This window comes from Candidatus Spyradosoma sp. SGI.093, assembly GCF_050314555.1.
GTDB lineage: Bacteria > Verrucomicrobiota > Verrucomicrobiia > Opitutales > UBA953 > Spyradosoma.
This window is the reverse complement of record NZ_JBNPNH010000001.1, coordinates 401,730-419,008: the sequence shown is the minus strand read 5'-3', so window position 1 is coordinate 419,008 and position 17,279 is coordinate 401,730. Positions and strand designations below refer to the sequence as shown.

The window sequence follows — 17,279 nt, the reverse complement described above, 5'->3', positions numbered from 1 at the left end:
GAAAAAGGGAAAACGAGGAAGGACGGAAAAAGTCGAAGCGCCGGCGGAGAGCCGTGTCGAAAGTTCTCTCCGTCGGCGCCTTCGGGAAAAACGCGCGGCTCAGGCCTCCTTCTTCTGCGGGCCGGAGACGTAGTCCGGCTTCAGCGTCGGGAACAGAATCGTTTCGCGGATGTTCGCGCAGCCCGTGAGGAGCATGCAGAGGCGGTCGATGCCGACGCCCATTCCGCCCGCCGGCGGCATGCCGTGCTCCATCGCGACGAGGAAGTCCTGGTCGATTTTCTGGATTTCCTCGCCCGCCTGCAGCTCGAACATGCGGCGCTGCGTGATCGGGTCGTTCTGCTCGGAATACGCGGGCGCGATTTCCTGCCCGTTGATGCAGAGCTCGAAGACGTCGATGACGCTAGGATCCTTTTCGTTGATCTTCGCGAGCGGGCAGAGCTCCTTCATGATGTGCGTGACGAAGGTCGGCTGAATCAGATTCGGCTCGATGAGCTTGCCGTAAACTTCGTTGGTGACTTCGTAGTCCTCCCAGTCCTCGCGCGGGTCGGGCACCATGAGGTCTTTGTTGCGGAGCTCTTCGCCGCGCGCCTCCGCCTCGGCCTGCGCGCGGGAACGGATTTCGTCCGCCATGCGGCGGCATTCGGCGATTTTTTCCGCCTTGGAAAGCTCGAACCAGTCGGCGCGGCCCGTGCGTTCCCGCACGAGATCCTTGTAGTCGGCGACGCGCCATTCGCCGCCGAGCTCGATGACCTGCCCGTCGTAGCGCGTGATCGTCGTCGTGCCGACGACGGTTCTGCAGAGGTGCTGAATCATCTCGCGGATGAGCGTCATCATGCCTTCGTAGTCGGAATACGCCTGATAGATTTCCATCATCGTGAATTCCGGGTTGTGGCGGCGGTCCATGCCTTCGTTGCGGAAGACGCGGCCGATCTCGAACACGCGCTCGATGCCGCCGACGAGGCAACGCTTCAGGTGCAGCTCGAGCGCGATGCGCAGATAAAATTCGCAGTCCAGCGCGTTGAAGTGCGTGACGAACGGCCGCGCCGCCGCGCCGCCCGCGATCGGGTGCAGCGCGGGCGTCTCGACCTCGACGAAGTCGCGCTCCCAGAGGAACTTGCGGATTTCGGCGATGATGCGCGAACGGTCAAGCAGGCGTTTCTTCGACTCCGGATTCGCGATGAGGTCGAGGTAGCGCTGACGCGAAACCTGCTCCTCGTCCGTGATGCCGTGCCACTTTTCCGGGAGCGGGCGGAGCGCCTTGGCGACGAGCCCGTAGGCGCGCGCGCGCACGGTCACTTCGCCGGTCTTCGTCACGAAGAGCTCGCCGCGCACGCCGACGAAGTCGCCGATGTCGATCATCTTCTTGAAATGCTTGTTGTAGCGGTCTTCGCCGAGAATGTCGCGCGTGAGATAGACCTGCTGCACGCCGTCGCGGTCGAGCAGCTTCATGAAGCTCGCCTTGCCCATGACGCGGATCGCGATCACGCGCCCGGCGACGGAGACTTCCTCCGCCGAGGAGGGAATCTCGTGCACGTCCGTTCCCGCGGCCTTGGCGGCCTCGATCGCGGGGCGCATCAGCTCGGCGCAGTCGGCGGAGGTGTGCGTCTGCGCCCAGTTGGCGCGGAAGGGATCTTCGCCCGCGGCGCGGAGCTGATTCAGCTTTTCCGAGCGCACGGCGAAAAGGTCGTGCGAGATGTCGGCGAGGGAGTTTTTCTGTGCTTCGCTCATAACTTCAGATCGATAAAAAATGGAAGCGCAAAAAATACGCGTTCCCGCGCGGGAACGCGACATTTATTTCTCGCCGAAATCCATTCCCGCCGAGGCGCAAAAAGCGAAAAACAGGGATTGCGGGGATTTTCAGAGATTTTCTTTTTCGGGAACGCGAATTTCACAGGAGGGCAAGCGTTCCCGCTTGCCCTCCGAATCCGTCCGAACGGACTTCCCTTTAAGCTTTAACCCTTTAAGCTTTAAGCTCTTCTTCTCATTTTCCGTTCTCGACCTTGATCTTCAGGCCGGGCGCGTCGCCTTTGGGCTTGGTGAACTTCACCGTGTTCCCGTCGGCGATCTTGCCTTCGATGATTTCCTTCGCGAGCGGAGTCTCGATTTCCTTCTGGATGAAGCGCCGCAGCGGGCGCGCGCCGTAAACGGGATCGTAGCCGTTTTCCGCGATCCATTCGTGCGCGGACTTGTCCAGCGTCACGGTGATGCGGTGGTCTTCGAGCCGGCGGTTCAGCGAGGCGACGAGCAGATCGACGATCGCGGAAATCTGCTTCAGCCCGAGCGGACGGAACAGCACGATGTCGTCGATGCGGTTCAGAAATTCCGGACGGAAGCCCGCGCGCAGCTCGGCCATGACCTGTTCGCGCACCTTGTCGGGAATCTCGTCGCCCGTCACGCCTTCGACGAGGAAGCGCGATCCGATGTTCGACGTGAGGATGAACACGGCGTTGCGGCAGTCGACGGTGCGTCCCTGGCCGTCGGTCAGGCGGCCGTCGTCCAGAATCTGCAGAAGGATGTTGAACACGTCCGGGTGCGCCTTTTCGATTTCGTCGAGCAGCACGACGGAATACGGCTTGCGGCGGATCGCCTCGGTGAGCTGGCCGCCCTCCTCGAATCCGACGTAGCCCGGAGGCGCGCCGACGAGCCGCGACACGGAATGCTTTTCCATGTACTCGGACATGTCGATGCGGATCATCGCGTCCTCGCTGTCGAAGAGTTGGCGCGCGAGCGACTTCGCGAGCTCCGTCTTGCCCACGCCCGTCGGTCCGAGGAACAGGAACGAACCGACCGGGCGCCGCGGATCCTGCACGCCCGCGCGGGAACGCAGAATCGCCTCGGAGACGAGGCGCACGGGCTCTTCCTGCCCGACGACCTGCTTCGCGAGCTCGCTCTGCAGGCCGAGCAGCTTGCGTTTTTCGCCCTCGAGCAGCTTCGTCGCGGGAATGCCCGTCCAGCGCGCGACGACCTCGGCGATTTCGTCCGGCGAAACGGCTTCGCGGAAGAGCTTGTCGTTCCCGCCGGATTTTTCTTCGGCGATTTTTTCGAATTTCTTCAGCTCGTTCTGCAGCTGCGGAATCTTCCCGTAGCGCAGTTCGCTCGCCTTGCCGAGATCGCCCTTACGCTCGGCGACTTCGGCGTCGCGGCGCGCGGCTTCGAGTTCGGCGCGGAGCTTCTGCACCTTGCCGACGCTGTCCTTTTCCGCCTCCCAGCGCGCGCGCAGGGCGGTCGCCTCGGAACGCGCCTCGGCGAGTTCCTTGCGCAGCGCTTCGAGCCGGAGCTTCGACGCGTCGTCCGTCTCCTTCTTCAGCGCGGTCTCCTCGATTTCGAGCTGCATGACGCGGCGCGAAAGCGTGTCGAGCTCTTCCGGCATCGAATCCATTTCGGTGCGGATCTGCGCGCACGCCTCGTCCACGAGGTCGATCGCCTTGTCGGGCAGGAAACGGCCGGAAATGTAGCGGTCGGAAAGCACGGCGGCCTCGACGATCGCGCCGTCCATGATGCGCACGCCGTGGTGCACCTCGAAGCGTTCCCGCAGGCCGCGCAGAATGGAGATCGTGTCCTCGACGCTCGGCGGCTCCACGAGCACGCTTTGGAAACGGCGTTCGAGCGCGGCGTCCTTTTCGATGTATTTGCGGTGCTCCTCGAGCGTCGTCGCGCCGATGCAGTGCAGTTCGCCGCGCGCGAGCATGGGCTTGAGCATGTTGCCCGCGTCCATCGCGCCGTCGGTCTTGCCCGCGCCGACGAGCGTGTGCAGCTCGTCGATGAAGAGCAGAATGCGCCCGTCGGATTTTTTGATTTCCGTGAGCACGGCCTTGAGGCGCTCTTCGAACTCGCCGCGGTATTTCGCGCCCGCGAGCAGCGAGCCCATGTCGAGCGAAAACACGGTCTTGTCGCGCAGGCCTTCGGGAACGTCGCCGCGCACGATGCGCTGCGCGAGCCCTTCGACGATCGCCGTCTTGCCGACGCCGGGCTCGCCGATGAGCACGGGATTGTTCTTCGTCTTGCGGGAAAGAATGCGGATGACGCGGCGGATCTCCTCGTCGCGCCCGATCACGGGATCGAGCTTGCCCTTGCGCGCGAGATCGACGAGATCGACGCCGTACTTGCCGAGCGCGTCGTAGGTCGCCTCGGGGTTGTCCGTCGTCACGCGCTGGTTCCCGCGCAGCTCCTTCAGCGCGGCGAGCACGCTCTCGCGCGACACGCCGAACGCCTTGAACACGCCCTTCATTTCCGGGGCGGCGGAGATGAGCGCGAGGAAGAGGTGTTCCGTGCTCACGAAGTCGTCGCCCAGCGCGCGAGCCTCCTCGAGCGACTTGCCCAGCACCTGCCGGACCGTTCCCGAGGCGGCGCCTTCCTGCACGTTCCCTCCGCCGCTGACGCGCGGCAGGCGGTCGAGCTCGCGTTCGACGTTCCCGCGGAATCCCGCCGCGTCGAGCTTCATCTTCGCGAGCAGCGCGGGCACGATCCCGCCGTCCTGCGCGAGCAGCGCGGCGAGCACGTGCCAGGTTTCGAGCATCGGGTTCCCGCGCTCGGTCATCAGGGTCTGCGCCCCTTGAATCGCCTCTCGGCTTTTTTCGGTAAATTTATTGAAATCCATAATGCCCCTCCCTGTTGCACCCCCCGTGCCAATTCTGTGGGTTGCAATGTCTCATTTATTCGCGGCGCGCGGGGCGGCGCTTTTCAGCGCGTTTTCGCCGCGGGAACGCCGCGCATCGCGCGCGTCTCGAGCTCGCGTTCGAAGCGTTCCCGCGCGTCGGCGGCAAGCGGTTTCCCGCCGCTGTTGAGCACGACGAGCCGTTGGCGTCCGAAGCCCGCGCGGTACGGCGGGTGGAAGTGCTCCCGCGCGTCGCGCGCGAAGCCGAGCCGCTCGTAAAAACGCAGGCGGCGCGTCGTCGTCTCGTCTTCCGGCGGCTCGATTTCGAGCACGACGGGAACGGCGCTTTCCGCGAGAAATTCTCGCAGCAGTCGGCTGCCGAGCCCGCCGCCGCGCGCTTCCGGCGCGAGCGCGAAGTATTCGACGTAGCGGCAGCGGCCGAAGTCCCAGAAAACGAGAATCGCGCGCGCGTCTCCGTCGGCGCGGTAGAGCCGCGCGTTGCAGAGCGGGTCGGCGAGCGCGGCGGGCCAGTCCGCGTCCGTCCGCCTTTCTTCTTCCGGGAACGCGGCGTCGAAGATTTCGCGGAAGGCGCGCGTGTCCGCGGAGGCGTCGTCCCACGCGCGGAGTCGGGCGAACGGGAGCGGCGTCATCGCGCGGCTTCCGGGAGCGTCTCCCAGTTTCGGAACCCGAATCGCGCCGCGTCCGCGGAAACGAGCACGGGGCGTTTCACGAGCATGCCGTCCGAAGCGAGCAGGGCGATCTGCTCCTCCTCGCTCATCGCGGGCAGTTTTTCCTTGAGCGCGAGCGCCTTGTAGCGGAGGCCGGACGTGTTGAAGCACTTGCGTGCGGGAACGCCGGCGCGCGCGATCCACGCGCGAAGCTCGTCCGCCGTCGGCGGATTTTCGACGATGTGGCGCGCCTCGAAATCGACGCCGTTCGTTTCGAGAAACGCCCGCGCCTTGCGGCAGGTCGAGCATTTCGGATATTCGAGAAAAAGATATTTCGCCATGCCCGCGAAGCTACACGAGAACGCGTGGATTGCAAAATCTTTCGGGCGTCTCCGGGGAATTTTCGCCGGCGGGAACGCCGTCAGCTGCATCTGATCCAGCCGCGTTCCGGCGTGATCAGGTACTTCAGCGGGACGTCCGTCGGCTCCGCGGGAACGGAATCGACGACCTGGCAGTCGAACGCGAGCCCGACCGTGATCGCGCTCGGCGGCACGCGGCGCAGGAAGCGGTCGTAATAGCCTTTGCCGTAGCCGATGCGGTTGCCGTGCAGATCGAAGACGACGCCGGGAATGATGTGCAGCGTCGGGACTTCGACGGGAATCTCCTCGCAGTGCGGGAGCGGCTCGAGCACGCCGAACGTGCCCGGCGCGAGGTCCTCCGCCATGTTGCGGATGCGGAACAGGCGCAGCTCCTTACCGAAGACCTTGGGCACGCAGGTGATTTTCCCCGCCTCGATCGAGCGCAGAATGCCGCCGTGGTTGCCGACTTCGCTGCGGATGGAGATGTAGCTCGAGAGGCATTCCGCGCGCTGGAAGATTTCGCTCGCGCGCAGCTCGTTGCGGACGAAGCCGGAGAGCGTCAGCGCCTCCGGACCGTTGATTTCGTCGCGCAGCGCGAGATGGCGCTGGCGCAGGCGCCGCTTTTCGTTCTGCGCGGCGGAGAGCCGGGCGTCGGCGACGAATTCCGGGCGGCGGATTTCCCGATGTTCTCTCGGCGGGGGAATCATCGCGGAGCGCCTCCTTCGCGCGCGTCGAACGCCGCCTGCAGCTTTTCGAGGAAGAACGTCGGCGGCTTGACGGCGACGCCCTCGCGGTTCATGAACGCGTGCAGGGAATGCCCGGTCGTGATGAGCTCGCCGTCTCCGCGGAAGATCTCGTAGTCGATGCGGATGCGCACGCGCGGCATTTCCTCCATGCGGGCGCGCACGGAAACGAGGTCGCCGAAGCGCGCGGGCGCGCGGTATTTCAGATTGATCTCCAGCACGGGCAGCAGAAATCCGAGATCCTGCAGGCGGGCGTAGGGCAGCCCGACTTCCGCGAGCAGCTGCGTGCGCGCGACCTCGCACCACGGCAGATAATTGGCGTGATAGACGACGCCCATGGCGTCGGTTTCGGAAAAGCGGACTCGCGTCGTTGCAGTTGTCTGGAGCATGTTTTTTTTTGAATTTTTCTGGTGCCGAAGGCGGGGCTCGAACCCGCACGCCCGAAGGCAGCGGATTTTAAGTCCGCAGCGTCTACCATTCCGCCACTTCGGCAACGGGGGAGGCATTTTGCAGGAAAAGGAAAATTTCTCAAACGAATTTCGCGTTCCCGCCGCGCGCGTTCCCGCGGCATTTTCCGCTTTCCATTTTCCGGTTTCCGCCTTTCACTTCACGGCATGTCCGATTCCGCAGAAACGACCGTTCCCGCCGCCAAGGCTCCGCGCCTCGATTCGCTCGACGCGCTGAGGGGCTTCGACCTCTTCGCGCTGACGATGCTCGGCCCCGTCATGCACGTGATGACGCGCGGCGGGCTGCTGCCGGAGCCGCTCGCGGACGCGTTTTCGCACGTCGCCTGGCGCGGCTTCAACTGCTGGGACATGGTGATGCCGCTCTTCCTGTTCATGGCGGGCGTGTCGATTCCGTTCGCGATGGCGAAATTCCGCGCCGGCGCGGACGGCGTTCCCGCGCAGCCGATGCGGCGCGCGCATCTGCGCATCGCGAAGCGCGTGCTCGTGCTCTGGCTGCTCGGCGCGGCCGCGCAGGGAAATCTGCTCGCGTTCGACGCGGCGACGTTCAAGCCGCTTTCGAACACGCTTCAGGCGATCGCGATCGGCTACGCGGGCGCGGCGCTGCTTTTTCTGCACTGCCGGATGCGCGCGCAGATCGCCGTCGCGGGAGCGCTGCTCTTCGTCTCGTGGCTCGCGTGCGCGATTTTCGGCGACTGGAATCCGGACACGAATCTGCCCGAGCGCATCGACGAATTTCTGCTCGGCCGCTGGACGGACGGCGCGCGCGTCGCCGAGGACGGGAGCGTCGTCTTCGCGCCGTGGTATCACTACGCGTGGATTTTTCCGTCGCTGAATTTCGTCGCCACGGTCGCGAGCGGCGTGTTCACGGGCGCGCTGCTGAAAAACACCGCGCTCTCGCCCGCGCGGAAGTTCTTCGCGCTCGCGGGAACGGGCGCGGCGCTCGCGTGCGCGGGCTGGATCCTGGATTTCTGCGGCGTCGCGCCCGTCATAAAGACGATCTGGACGAGCTCGATGGTGCTCGTGACGAGCGGCTACGGCATGCTGCTGATGGCGGCGTTCTTCGGCGTGATGGACTGGGCGGGCCTCAAGCGCGGGAGCGGCTGGCTGAAGCTCGTCGGCATGAACTCCGTGCTCGCGTACATGCTCTCGCCGGAAGTCGGGCTGGTGAGCTTCGACGGCGTCTCGCGGCCGCTGCTGCGCGGGCTCGCGCAGTTCACGGAGCCGGCGGCGTTCGAGGCGCTCGTCGCCTGCGGGAACGCGCTCGTGCTCTTTCTGATTCTCTGGCTCTGCGCCCGCGCGAAAGTGTTTCTGAAAGCTTAAAGCGGCTGAGCCAGGAGCGGTTGCGCCGCTGTTTATGGTGTAGGGTTTAAGGTGTAACGTGTAAGGTGTAATTTCTCTCACCTCTCATCCCTCACCCATTATTCATTATCCACTATTCACCATCCCTCATCCGTTCCTCCCTTCTTTCCCGTTGCGGAAAAGCGCCGTTTCGCTTAGCGTTTCGGACAGTCTATGAAATCCCTGAAAAAATTGCTCCTCACCCTTTCGCTTCTTGCGGCGGCGCTCCCGCTGCTGAACGCGGAAGTGATTTATCCCTCCGAAAAACAGCCCGACGTCGCCGTAGCCAGAGGTTCGACGACGCTCGCCAACGGCAACAAGATCGTCGAAGCCCAGTTCTCGCCGAGCAAAGGCTTCGCGGTCAAGATCGACGGGAAGAAAGTCGCGTCCGCGTCGGAACTTTTTGAAATCGTGCTCGGGAACGGCGAAAGCGTTCCCGCGTCCAAGATGAGCTGCGGCGGCATCAAGAAAGTCGCGCTCAAGGGCGACCCGAAGGCGCTGAAGCTCTCCGAGCGCCTTCCCGGCCAGGCGCTCGAAGGCAAGTTCACCAAGGGCGACCTCGTCGTCGAATGGCGCGCCGTGCTGCGCGACGGTTCGCACTACGTCCGCCAGGAGCTCAGGATTTCCGCGAAAAAGGACACGCCGATGACGGCGATCGTGCCGCTCGCGCTCACGATGAAGGGCGCGAAGGTGCTCGGCAACACGCGCGGATCGCCCGTCGTGACGAAGAACGCCTTCGCCGCGCTCGAAACGCCGATGGGCAAGAACGAAGTCTCCGGCGACAAGATGACGGGAACGTGGTCGCGCAAGACGACGCTGAAGAAGGGCGACGTGTGGGAAGTCTCCGCCGTCGTCGGCTCGCTCGTTCTCGGGCAGGAGCGCCGCTCGTTCCTCGCCTACAACGAGCGCGAGCGCGTGATGCCGTGGCGCCCGTTCGTGCACTACAATTCGTGGTACGAGCTCAACATCAACCGCAACGACTTCCCCGATCCGAAGAAGCGCATGAACGAGCAGCAGTGCCTCGACGTCGTCGCCGCTTGGGACAAAAATCTTTTCAAGAAATATAAAGTCGGAATCGACGCGTTCGTCTGGGACGACGGCTGGGACGACTTCAATTCGCTGTGGGGATTCCACGTCGGCTTCCCGAACGGCTTCAAGAAAATCGACGCCGCCGCGCGCAAGCAGGGCGCGGGAATGGGCGCGTGGCTCGGACCGGTCGGCGGCTACGGCTCGTCCAAAGCGCAGCGCCTGGGCTTCTGGAACAAAAATCACCCGAACAATCAGATCGGGAACTTCCAGCTTTCCAACAAGGAATACTTCGACGCGTTCGTCGGTCAGTGCTCGAAGATGATCGCGGACTACGACATGCGCTACTTCAAGTTCGACGGCATCAGCACGAAGTTCCACGCGGACGGTCCCGGCAGCGAGGAAGACGCCGAGGGCATCATCAGCGTCGAGCGCGCGCTGCGCAAAAAACGCGGCGACCTCTTCCTCAACACGACCGTTGGCACCTGGGCGTCGCCCTTCTGGTTCCACATCGCCGATTCCGTGTGGCGCCAGGAAAACGACCACGGCATGATCGGCGACGGCGACAACCGCGAAAAATGGATCACCTACCGCGACCGCCTCGTGCACGAAGTCTTCGTCCAGGGCTCGCCGCTGTGCCCGATCAATTCGCTGATGACGCACGGGCTCATGGTCACGAAGTTCGGTCCGCCCGCCTGCATGCCGCGCAACAAGGAAAGCGCCCTCAAGGAAATGCGCTGCGCGTTCGCGTGCGGGAGCGCCCTGCAGGAACTCTACGTGGACAACGACCTGATGACCGAGCTCGACCTCTGGGGCGACCTCGCCGAGTGCATCAAGTGGTTCCGCGGGAACGCCGACGTGTTCGACGACGTGCATTGGGTCGGCGGCAATCCGTGGGACAAGAGCGCGAACGCCGGAAGCGTTTACGGCTGGGCCGCGTGGAACAAGAGCAAAGCCACGCTCGCGCTCCGCAACTCCTCCAAGGAGGAAAAGACGTTCACGACGACGCTGCGCAAGGCGCTCGACGTTCCCGCGTTCGTGCAGGGCTCGATCCGGCTCACGCCCGCGTTCAAGAGCGGCCAGCGCAGCCTTCAGGGCATCACCGGCGCGACGATTCCGCTCGACAAGGAAATCACGTTCAAGCTGAAGCCCTTCGAGGTCTTCGTCTTCGACGGCAAGCCCGGAAAATAAGCTTCCGCGCAAATCTCTCCGCAAAAAATCCGCCGCCGGACGCGTTCCCGCGGCGGATTTTTTCGCGCCGAAAAGAAGGCTCCCGCCGCGCTTCACCGCGAATTGAAGATTTGCCATGCGCGGGAAAAACCGAGAAAATCGCCGATTATGTCGAAGTTTGACCCGAATTTTCCCGAGCGCCGCAGCCTCGGAACCGTGCCCGAGATCGTTCCCGCGGAAACGTCTCCCGTTCCCGCCGAAGCCGCGTCCGGCGTTCCCGAACTGCCCGCGCCCGGCGAGCTCGCCGCCGCGCCGGAAAAACGCGTTCCCGCGAAACCTGCCGCCGCGCTCGAAGCCGCCGAGACCGCGCTCGTCGAGACCTTCGAGGTGATCGAGGACGAAGCCGTTCCCGGCGCCGCGAAGGCGCTCGCCGCCGACGCCGTCGTCGAAGACGCGCCCGCGGCCGCGAAAAAGCCCGCCGCCGCGTCCGCGGTCGTCGAGGGCGTGCTCGCGGACGACGAGAGCGACGCGGACGGCGCGGACGTGGACGCCGAGGACGACGTCGAGTTCGGCGTCTCCGCCGCGAAGACGCGCATTGAGCGCTGGAAGGCGCGCCTGCTCGACCTCTCGCTGAAGAACAGGCTGCTGAATTTCGATTCGGGCAAGGCGCTGCGGATCCACGACGCGGGGCTCGACGCGCTGGAGGACGCGCTCGCGCCGGACGCCGACGGCAAGGTCCGCGGCTTCAAAATCTTCTCGCCGCCGGAAATCAAGGGCTTCGCCGCCGCGGACGAAGCGGGCGACGCCGAGCGCAGGGCGTTCGTCGCGCGCGCGCTCGCCTCCGGAAAAATCATCGTCGAGCCGCCGCCGAAAGCGGGCAGGAACGCCGGCAGGACCGCCGCCGAGCGCACGGCGGCGCGCCTCGCGGCGATTCACAAAAACGCCCGCAAAAGCCTCGAAGAGACGGGAACGACCACGCTCTTCGTCGCGCTCGGATTCCTGCGCTGGAAAAGCGACAAGGACAAAAAGAACCGCACGCTCGCGGCGCCGATTCTCCTCGTTCCCGCGACGCTTTCGTTGCGGAGCGGGCAGCGCGCCGAAATCCGCGCGGCGGACGAAGGCGTGCGCATCAATCTCACGCTCGTGGAGCTGCTGCGCCGGGAATACGGCCTGTGCGGCGAAAGGCTCGACGCGCTCTGCGAAGAGCTGCCGACCGACGGCGCGGGCGTCGCCGTGCGGGAGATCTTCGACGTTTTCCGCCGGGCGGTGAAGAGCCGCCCCGACTTCGCGGTCGAGGAGACCTGCGCGCTCGCGAATCTTTCGTTCTCGAAATACCAGATGTGGCTCGACCTGGAAAAGCGCGCGGACGTGCTCCGGCGTTCCCGCGTCGTGAATCATCTGCTCGCCGACGCGCCGACGACGTTCGAGACGAAGATTCCGTTCCCGGACGTCCGCACGCTCGACGAAAAGGTCGCCGCGGACGAGCTTTTCTGCCCGCTCCCGGCGGACTCGTCGCAGCTCGCCGCGGTGCGCGCGGCGGCGTCGGGCAAGAATTTCATCCTCGTCGGGCCGCCCGGCACGGGCAAGAGCCAGACGATCGCGAACCTCGTCGCGGACGCGCTCGCCGAGGGCAAGACGGTGCTCTTCGTCGCGGAAAAGGCGGCGGCGCTCAACGTCGTTTTCAAGCGCCTGAAGGACATCGGGCTCGGCGAATTCTGCCTTGAGCTGCATTCCGAAAAGGCGGCGCGCAAGGACGCCTACGCGAGCTTCGGGGCGGCGCTCGAGCTCGCCGAAAAAAGCGCCTCCTCCGGCGCGGACGATCCCGAAAAACTCCGCCTCGCCGCCGCCGCGGAAATCGGCGGGCTGCGCGTCGCGTTCTCGCGGATCTCGAAGGGGCTCCACGACAGGCGCAGAAACGGGCTTTCGTTCGCGGAGGCGATCGGCGTCGTCTGCTGCCGCGAGAACGACCCGAAGATCGAGCTTTCCTGGAAGAATCCCGTGGACGCGACGGAAGGCAACCGCCGCAAGAAGCAGGACATCGCGAAGGAACTGGGCAGGACTTTCGACGCCGCGGGCGAAAAGCTCTCGGGCGCCGCGGGAAGCGTCGCCGCGCGCGTCTGGTCCATGGAATTTCAGCGCGCGGCGGAAGCCGCCGCCGGCGCCTTCGCGGACAGGGCACGCGAGCTCGGCGCGCGCGCGGACGCGTTTCTCTCGGCGGCGCGGCTCGCGGATTTCGCGGGCGAGGCGCCGCTCCCGCGGGAGCGTCTGCGCGCATTGCGCGGCCTCGTCGCGGCGCTGATCGCCGTGCGCGGCGAAGCGGACGCGGGAACGCTCGTCTTCGGCGCGGACGGCGCGAAAAATCTCGCCGCCCTGCGCGACGCCGCGAAGCTCTCCGAAACCTGCGCGACGCACCGCGGGCTGCTTTCGCTGCCCTACGCGGCGACGGCGACGGACGCGCCCGAGCTCGACGCGCTGCTCCGCCTCTGGGACGAATCGAAGATTTCGTGGGCGCTCCCGCGCTGGCTCAAGCAGCGCAAGGTCGTCCGCGCGCTGCGCGTGCTCGCCGGCGGCTCGGAAAAATCGCCGGAGGATCCGCGCGTCGATCTCGGCAATCTCGTCGCGCTGCGCGACAAGAAGCGCGAGTTCGCCGAAAAGTTCTCCGCGCTCGCGGACGCGTTCCCGTCGCTACTCAAAAAGGATTTGTCCGACTGCGGCGCGCTCCCGCGGCTCGACGCGCTCGACGCCGCCCGCGCCGCCGTCGATTCCGCCGCCGAAACGCTCGCGCCCGACGCGCGCGGGGCGTTCCGCGCCGCGGTCGAGGCCGCGTTCCGCGGGAACGTCTGCGCGCCCGGCGGCGCCGCGGAAAAGGCGCTCGCCGACGTGAACGCCGCCGAAGACGCTTTCGCCGCCGCCCGTGCCGCGCTCGAAGAGCGCTTCGCCGCGCCGCTTCCCGAGACCGCGCTCGCCTCGGCGGAAAGCGCGCGCGCCTTCGCCGAAGAGGCGCTCGACGCGCGCGAGTTCTGGAAATCCGTCTGCGAATGGAACGCCGCCGCCAAGCGTGCCTCCGACAACGGCATGGCGGCGTTCGCCGCCGCGCTGCTCGACGGAAGCCTCGCCGCGGACGCCGTCGAACGCGTCTTCGAGACCAATTACTGCCGCCGCTGGGCGGAGGCGGTTTTCGACGCCGATCCCGCGCTGAAGGAGACTTCCGCGGCGAATCAGCGCGCGCTGCTCGAAAAATTCCGCGCGGCGGACGACGCCCTGCGCCGGCTTTCCGCGAAGGCCGTCCGCGCACGCCTGATCGCCCGCGCCCGCGGCGTCTTCGGCGCGGAGCTCGTCGAAGAGTTGGCGGCGGCGCGCGCCGAAATCAACAGAAAGCGCCACCAGTCGCTGCGGCAGTTCTTCGGAAAGACGCCGCGCCTGCGCTTCCTGCTCAAGCCCTGCATGCTCGCGAGCCCGCTTTCCGTCGCCACGTATCTGGACGCGGAGGCGGAGCCGTTCGACCTCGTCGTCTTCGACGAAGCCTCGCAGATCTGCGCCTGGGACGCGGTCGGTGCGCTCGCGCGCGGCAGGAGCGCCGTCGTGGTCGGCGACCCGAAGCAGCTGCCGCCGACGAGCTTCTTCTCCCGCGCCGAAAAGGCGGCGGAGGCGGGCGAGGGCGTTCCCGACGCGGAAAGCGTCCTCGATGAATGCAGGAACTGCGGCGTTCCCGCGATGAAGCTTTCGTGGCACTACCGTTCCCGCGCGGAATCGCTCATCGCGTTTTCGAACGGCCGCTACTACGGCGGCGAGCTCGCCACGTTCCCGGCGCCGCGCACGCGCGACCGCGCGCTCGAATGCGTCTTCGTCGAAAAGGGCGTTTACGCCAAGAGCACGAATCCCGTCGAGGCGCGCGCGCTCGTCGAGCAGATCGTCGCCGACCTCTCGCGCCCGGGCTTCACGTACGACGAATTTTCGAGCGTCGGCGTCGTCACCTTCAACGAAAAGCAGCAGACGCTCATCGAAAAGCTGCTCGAGGACGCGCAGGAGGCGAATCCGGAAATCCGCAGGTATTTCTCCGAGGAAGTCGCCGAGCCCGTCTTCGTCAAGAATCTCGAAAACGTGCAGGGCGACGAGCGCGGCGTGATTTATTTCTCGACGACTTACGGCCCCGCGAAGGAACGCGCCGACGGCGCTCCCGCGGAGGTGGCGCAGAATTTCGGTCCCGTGAATCAGGGCGGGGGAGAGCGCCGGCTCAACGTCGCGATCACGCGCGCGCGCGCCGGCATGCGCGTCTTCACGTCGATGCGCCCGGGCGAAATCACGTCCGGAAGCGCGGGCGCGGCGGATCTGCGCGAGTTCCTGCGCTTCGCGTCCGAGGGAATTCCCGCCGGCGCCGGGGCGAAACCCGCGCCCGACGCGGGCGGAAAGGACGCCGCCGCGGAGCCGCGTTCCCGCGAACGCGTCGAGGACGCCGTCGCGGAAGGACTGCGGAAACGCGGCTGGAACTGCGTGCGCGACGTCGGCGTTTCCGGCGTCCGCGTGGACGTCGCCGTCGTCGATCCCGCGAATCCGGACGCGTTCGTCGCGGGCGTTCTCTGCGACGGCTCGGGGCGTCGCGCTCCCGCCGCCGTGCGCGACCGCGAAATCCTGCGCGAAGACGTGCTCCGCGGGCTCGGCTGGAACCTGCTGCGCGCGCGGATCGCGGACCGTTGGCTGACGCCGAAGCGTTGCCTCGACGAGCTCGAAAAACGCCTGAAGAAGCTCTGCTGCGAAAGCACGGCGCTCGTCGCCGTTCCCGCGGAAAGCTCTTCGCCGAAACCCGAAGAAGACCGCTGAGTCGACGGAAGTTTTCTTTTCGGAGAAGCGATCTTTCCAGTCGCTTCCTCGAAATCCGCGGAAACAAACTTTTCTTCGCGAAAAATCCCGCTTCGTCGGAGGACGAGGCGGGATTTTTTGTTTTTAAGAGTATCGAAACGCGGGAACGCTCAGTCGGCGTTCAGGGCGTCGATGAGGGCTTCGAGGACGGCGGCGGGGGTGGCGGCGCGCGCCGTTCCCGCGACGGGAATGCCCGAGGCGCGGAGCGTCGAGGCGGTCGGCTCGCCGATGGCGACGACGCGCGGGCGCGTCGCGGCGGCTTCGAGCTTCAGCGCCGCCGCCTGCGAAAGGAACGACTTCACCGCCGAGCCGCTCGCGAAGACGATCGCGTCCGCGCCCTTTTCGCGGAACGCGCGCGCGGACGGGTGCTCGGAAAGGTCCGCGTCCTCCGTCGCGTACACCGGGAACGTGTCCACGATCGCGCGGCCGATTTCCTCGAGCTTTTTCGGGAGCGCGTCGGGATTGCGGTTGCCCGTGACGACGCAGATCTTGAGGTTTTCGATGCCGTGTTCCGCGAGCAGTTTTTCCGCGAGCGCGTCGCCCGTGTGCGTTTCCGGGAGGCAGTCCACTTCGAGGTGGAGCTCCTCGACGGCGCGCGCCGTGGCGGGACCGACGCAGGCGATGCGGCACGGACCGAGCGAGCGCAGGTCTTTGTAGCGCGCGAAAAAGTGCCGGAAGAAGCCGCGCACGCCGTTCGCGCTCGTGAAGACGAGCCAGTCGTATTCGCCGAAGCCCGCGAGAATTTCGGGAATGAGCTCCTCGTCGCCGCCGAAGCGGATTTCGATGAGCGGCATTTCGAGCACGTCCGCGCCGTGGGAGGCGAGCAGGTCGCGGAGCTCCGCGCTCTGTTCCTTCGGGCGCGTGACGACGACGCGTCTGCCTTTGAGAGACTTGGATTTTTCGGAATCGTTTTTCATGCGGAAAAAATTTCGGAAAGGATCTGCGAGACGCGCCGCGCGAGCGCGCCGGGTTCGCGCGGGAACGCGGTCCTGCGGGCGACGAAGCCGACGTCTTCGCGGAAGAGCAGGATGCGCCCGCCGTCGAAGTGCGCGGCGAACGCGGTGTGGCAGCCTTCGCCGAGGGCGCTCAGGAAGGCGCGTTCGACGTTCACGGCGTGCGTCGTCTCGGCGTCGCCCGCGGCGGCGAATTTCGCGGCGTCCGCCTCGCGGCACTGCAGGGCGATCGCGGCCTGCGCGGCGGCGGGAACGATGAGCTCGAGCGGCATTTCGCGGAAGATCAGCCCCGGGAACGCGGAGACGCCGAGTCGCGCGAGCCCGGCGGCGGCGAGGAACGTGGCGTCCGCTTCGCCGTCGGCGATTTTGCGCAGGCGCGTGCTGACGTTCCCGCGCAGCTCGGAAAACGCGGCTTCGGGGAAAATCTTCGCGGCCTGGGCGCGGCGGCGCGGCGATCCCGTGGCGACGCGCTCGGGGACGGAGACGCCTTCGCGGACGACGAGCACGTCGTTGGCGCGCGCGCGTTTCAGGCAGCCCGCGAGCGCGAGCCCGGCGCGCGTCTCCGTCGGCAGATCCTTGCCGCTGTGCACGGCGATATCGATTTCCCCGGCGAGCAGCGCCTCCTCGAGCTCGCTCGTGAAAAGCCCTTTGCCGCCCGTCTTTTCGAGCGACCATTCGAGGCGTCTGTCGCCCTGCGTCGTGAATTTCCGAATACGGATTTCCGCGCCGGGAAAGACGCGCGCGAGTTCCGCCCGGGCGAGTTCCGCCTGCGCGAGCGCGAGCGGGCTGCCGCGCGTGCCGAGAACGATCGTCGCGGGAGCGTTCATGAGCGGCGTCCGTTCTTGAAGTCGGCGAAGTCCGGATTCTCCGCGAACGGCAGCGTCGGGAGCAGCTTCGTCGCCGCGTCCTCGCCGTCGCCGCGGGCGCGCATCGCGTTTCGGACGGCGTCCCGCGCGTCGCCGCGGTTTTCCGTCAGCGCGATTTCCGCGGCGGCGATTCCCGCGAAAAGCGCGAGCAGCAGCGCGATCGCGCCGTAGGTCTTCGCCGCGACGCGGAGTCGGATTTTCAGAAAAAGGCGTTTGCGTTCGTCCATGGAAAATCGGA

At 66.1% G+C, this 17,279-nt stretch carries 12 protein-coding genes and 1 tRNA gene; 3 read left to right on the top strand and 10 right to left on the bottom strand.

All coding sequences use genetic code 11. The features are described from left to right. Positions 1–99: 99 nt before the first annotated feature. The 7 genes from lysS to ACQREB_RS01685 all read right to left on the bottom strand — a co-directional run bounded on the left by lysS (position 100) and on the right by ACQREB_RS01685 (position 6,856). Positions 100–1,728 carry a lysine--tRNA ligase gene (lysS, locus tag ACQREB_RS01715; RefSeq protein ID WP_427764540.1) on the bottom strand — a complete coding sequence of 543 codons (1,629 nt, stop codon included), beginning with the start codon at positions 1,726–1,728 and terminating at the stop codon, positions 100–102. A gap of 253 nt (positions 1,729–1,981) precedes the next feature. Next, on the bottom strand, positions 1,982–4,597 hold the full coding sequence (gene clpB, locus ACQREB_RS01710; protein WP_427764538.1) for an ATP-dependent chaperone ClpB: 2,616 nt from the start codon (positions 4,595–4,597) through the stop codon (positions 1,982–1,984). Between the two features lie 83 nt (positions 4,598–4,680). After that, positions 4,681–5,244 (bottom strand): GNAT family N-acetyltransferase, encoded by a 564-nt coding sequence (locus ACQREB_RS01705; RefSeq protein ID WP_427764536.1) that lies wholly within the window; start codon positions 5,242–5,244, stop codon positions 4,681–4,683. Next, a complete protein-coding gene (locus tag ACQREB_RS01700) occupies positions 5,241–5,603 on the bottom strand; it encodes an arsenate reductase family protein (protein WP_427764533.1) in 363 nt (120 codons plus the stop codon). Before ACQREB_RS01700 ends, ACQREB_RS01705 begins: the two co-directional genes overlap by 4 nt. 80 nt (positions 5,604–5,683) lie before the next feature. Further along, positions 5,684–6,328: a 5-formyltetrahydrofolate cyclo-ligase gene (locus ACQREB_RS01695; RefSeq protein WP_427764531.1), complete on the bottom strand. Its 645-nt coding sequence runs from the start codon at positions 6,326–6,328 to the stop codon at positions 5,684–5,686. Next, positions 6,325–6,753, bottom strand: coding sequence for an acyl-CoA thioesterase (locus tag ACQREB_RS01690; RefSeq protein ID WP_427764529.1), 429 nt, complete (start codon positions 6,751–6,753; stop codon positions 6,325–6,327). Before ACQREB_RS01690 ends, ACQREB_RS01695 begins: the two co-directional genes overlap by 4 nt. Before the next feature lie 19 nt (positions 6,754–6,772). Further along, positions 6,773–6,856, bottom strand: a tRNA-Leu gene (locus ACQREB_RS01685). A gap of 122 nt (positions 6,857–6,978) precedes the next feature. Between ACQREB_RS01685 and ACQREB_RS01680 the strand changes: the two genes are divergently transcribed. The 3 genes from ACQREB_RS01680 to ACQREB_RS01670 all read left to right on the top strand — a co-directional run bounded on the left by ACQREB_RS01680 (position 6,979) and on the right by ACQREB_RS01670 (position 15,183). Continuing rightward, a complete protein-coding gene (locus tag ACQREB_RS01680; RefSeq protein ID WP_427764527.1) occupies positions 6,979–8,151 on the top strand; it encodes an acyltransferase family protein in 1,173 nt (390 codons plus the stop codon). Positions 8,152–8,343: 192 nt separating this feature from the next. Continuing rightward, positions 8,344–10,386: a hypothetical protein gene (locus ACQREB_RS01675; RefSeq protein ID WP_427764524.1), complete on the top strand. Its 2,043-nt coding sequence runs from the start codon at positions 8,344–8,346 to the stop codon at positions 10,384–10,386. A gap of 147 nt (positions 10,387–10,533) precedes the next feature. Further along, a complete protein-coding gene (locus ACQREB_RS01670; RefSeq protein WP_427764522.1) occupies positions 10,534–15,183 on the top strand; it encodes a DUF4011 domain-containing protein in 4,650 nt (1,549 codons plus the stop codon). 149 nt (positions 15,184–15,332) lie between these two features. Here the strand turns inward: ACQREB_RS01670 and ACQREB_RS01665 are convergent, their stop codons facing one another. From ACQREB_RS01665 to ACQREB_RS01655, 3 genes are read right to left on the bottom strand one after another with little or no spacing between them, the layout of a single operon-like run. After that, positions 15,333–16,139, bottom strand: coding sequence for a uroporphyrinogen-III synthase (locus tag ACQREB_RS01665; RefSeq protein WP_427764519.1), 807 nt, complete (start codon positions 16,137–16,139; stop codon positions 15,333–15,335). Beyond that, entirely contained in the window at positions 16,136–17,002 is an 867-nt protein-coding gene (gene hemC / locus ACQREB_RS01660; RefSeq protein ID WP_427764516.1) for a hydroxymethylbilane synthase, read from the bottom strand. The genes ACQREB_RS01665 and hemC overlap by 4 nt, the downstream gene beginning before the upstream one ends. Continuing rightward, on the bottom strand, positions 16,999–17,268 hold the full coding sequence (locus ACQREB_RS01655; protein WP_427764514.1) for a hypothetical protein: 270 nt from the start codon (positions 17,266–17,268) through the stop codon (positions 16,999–17,001). The genes hemC and ACQREB_RS01655 overlap by 4 nt, the downstream gene beginning before the upstream one ends. Between the last annotated feature and the right edge of the window lie 11 nt (positions 17,269–17,279).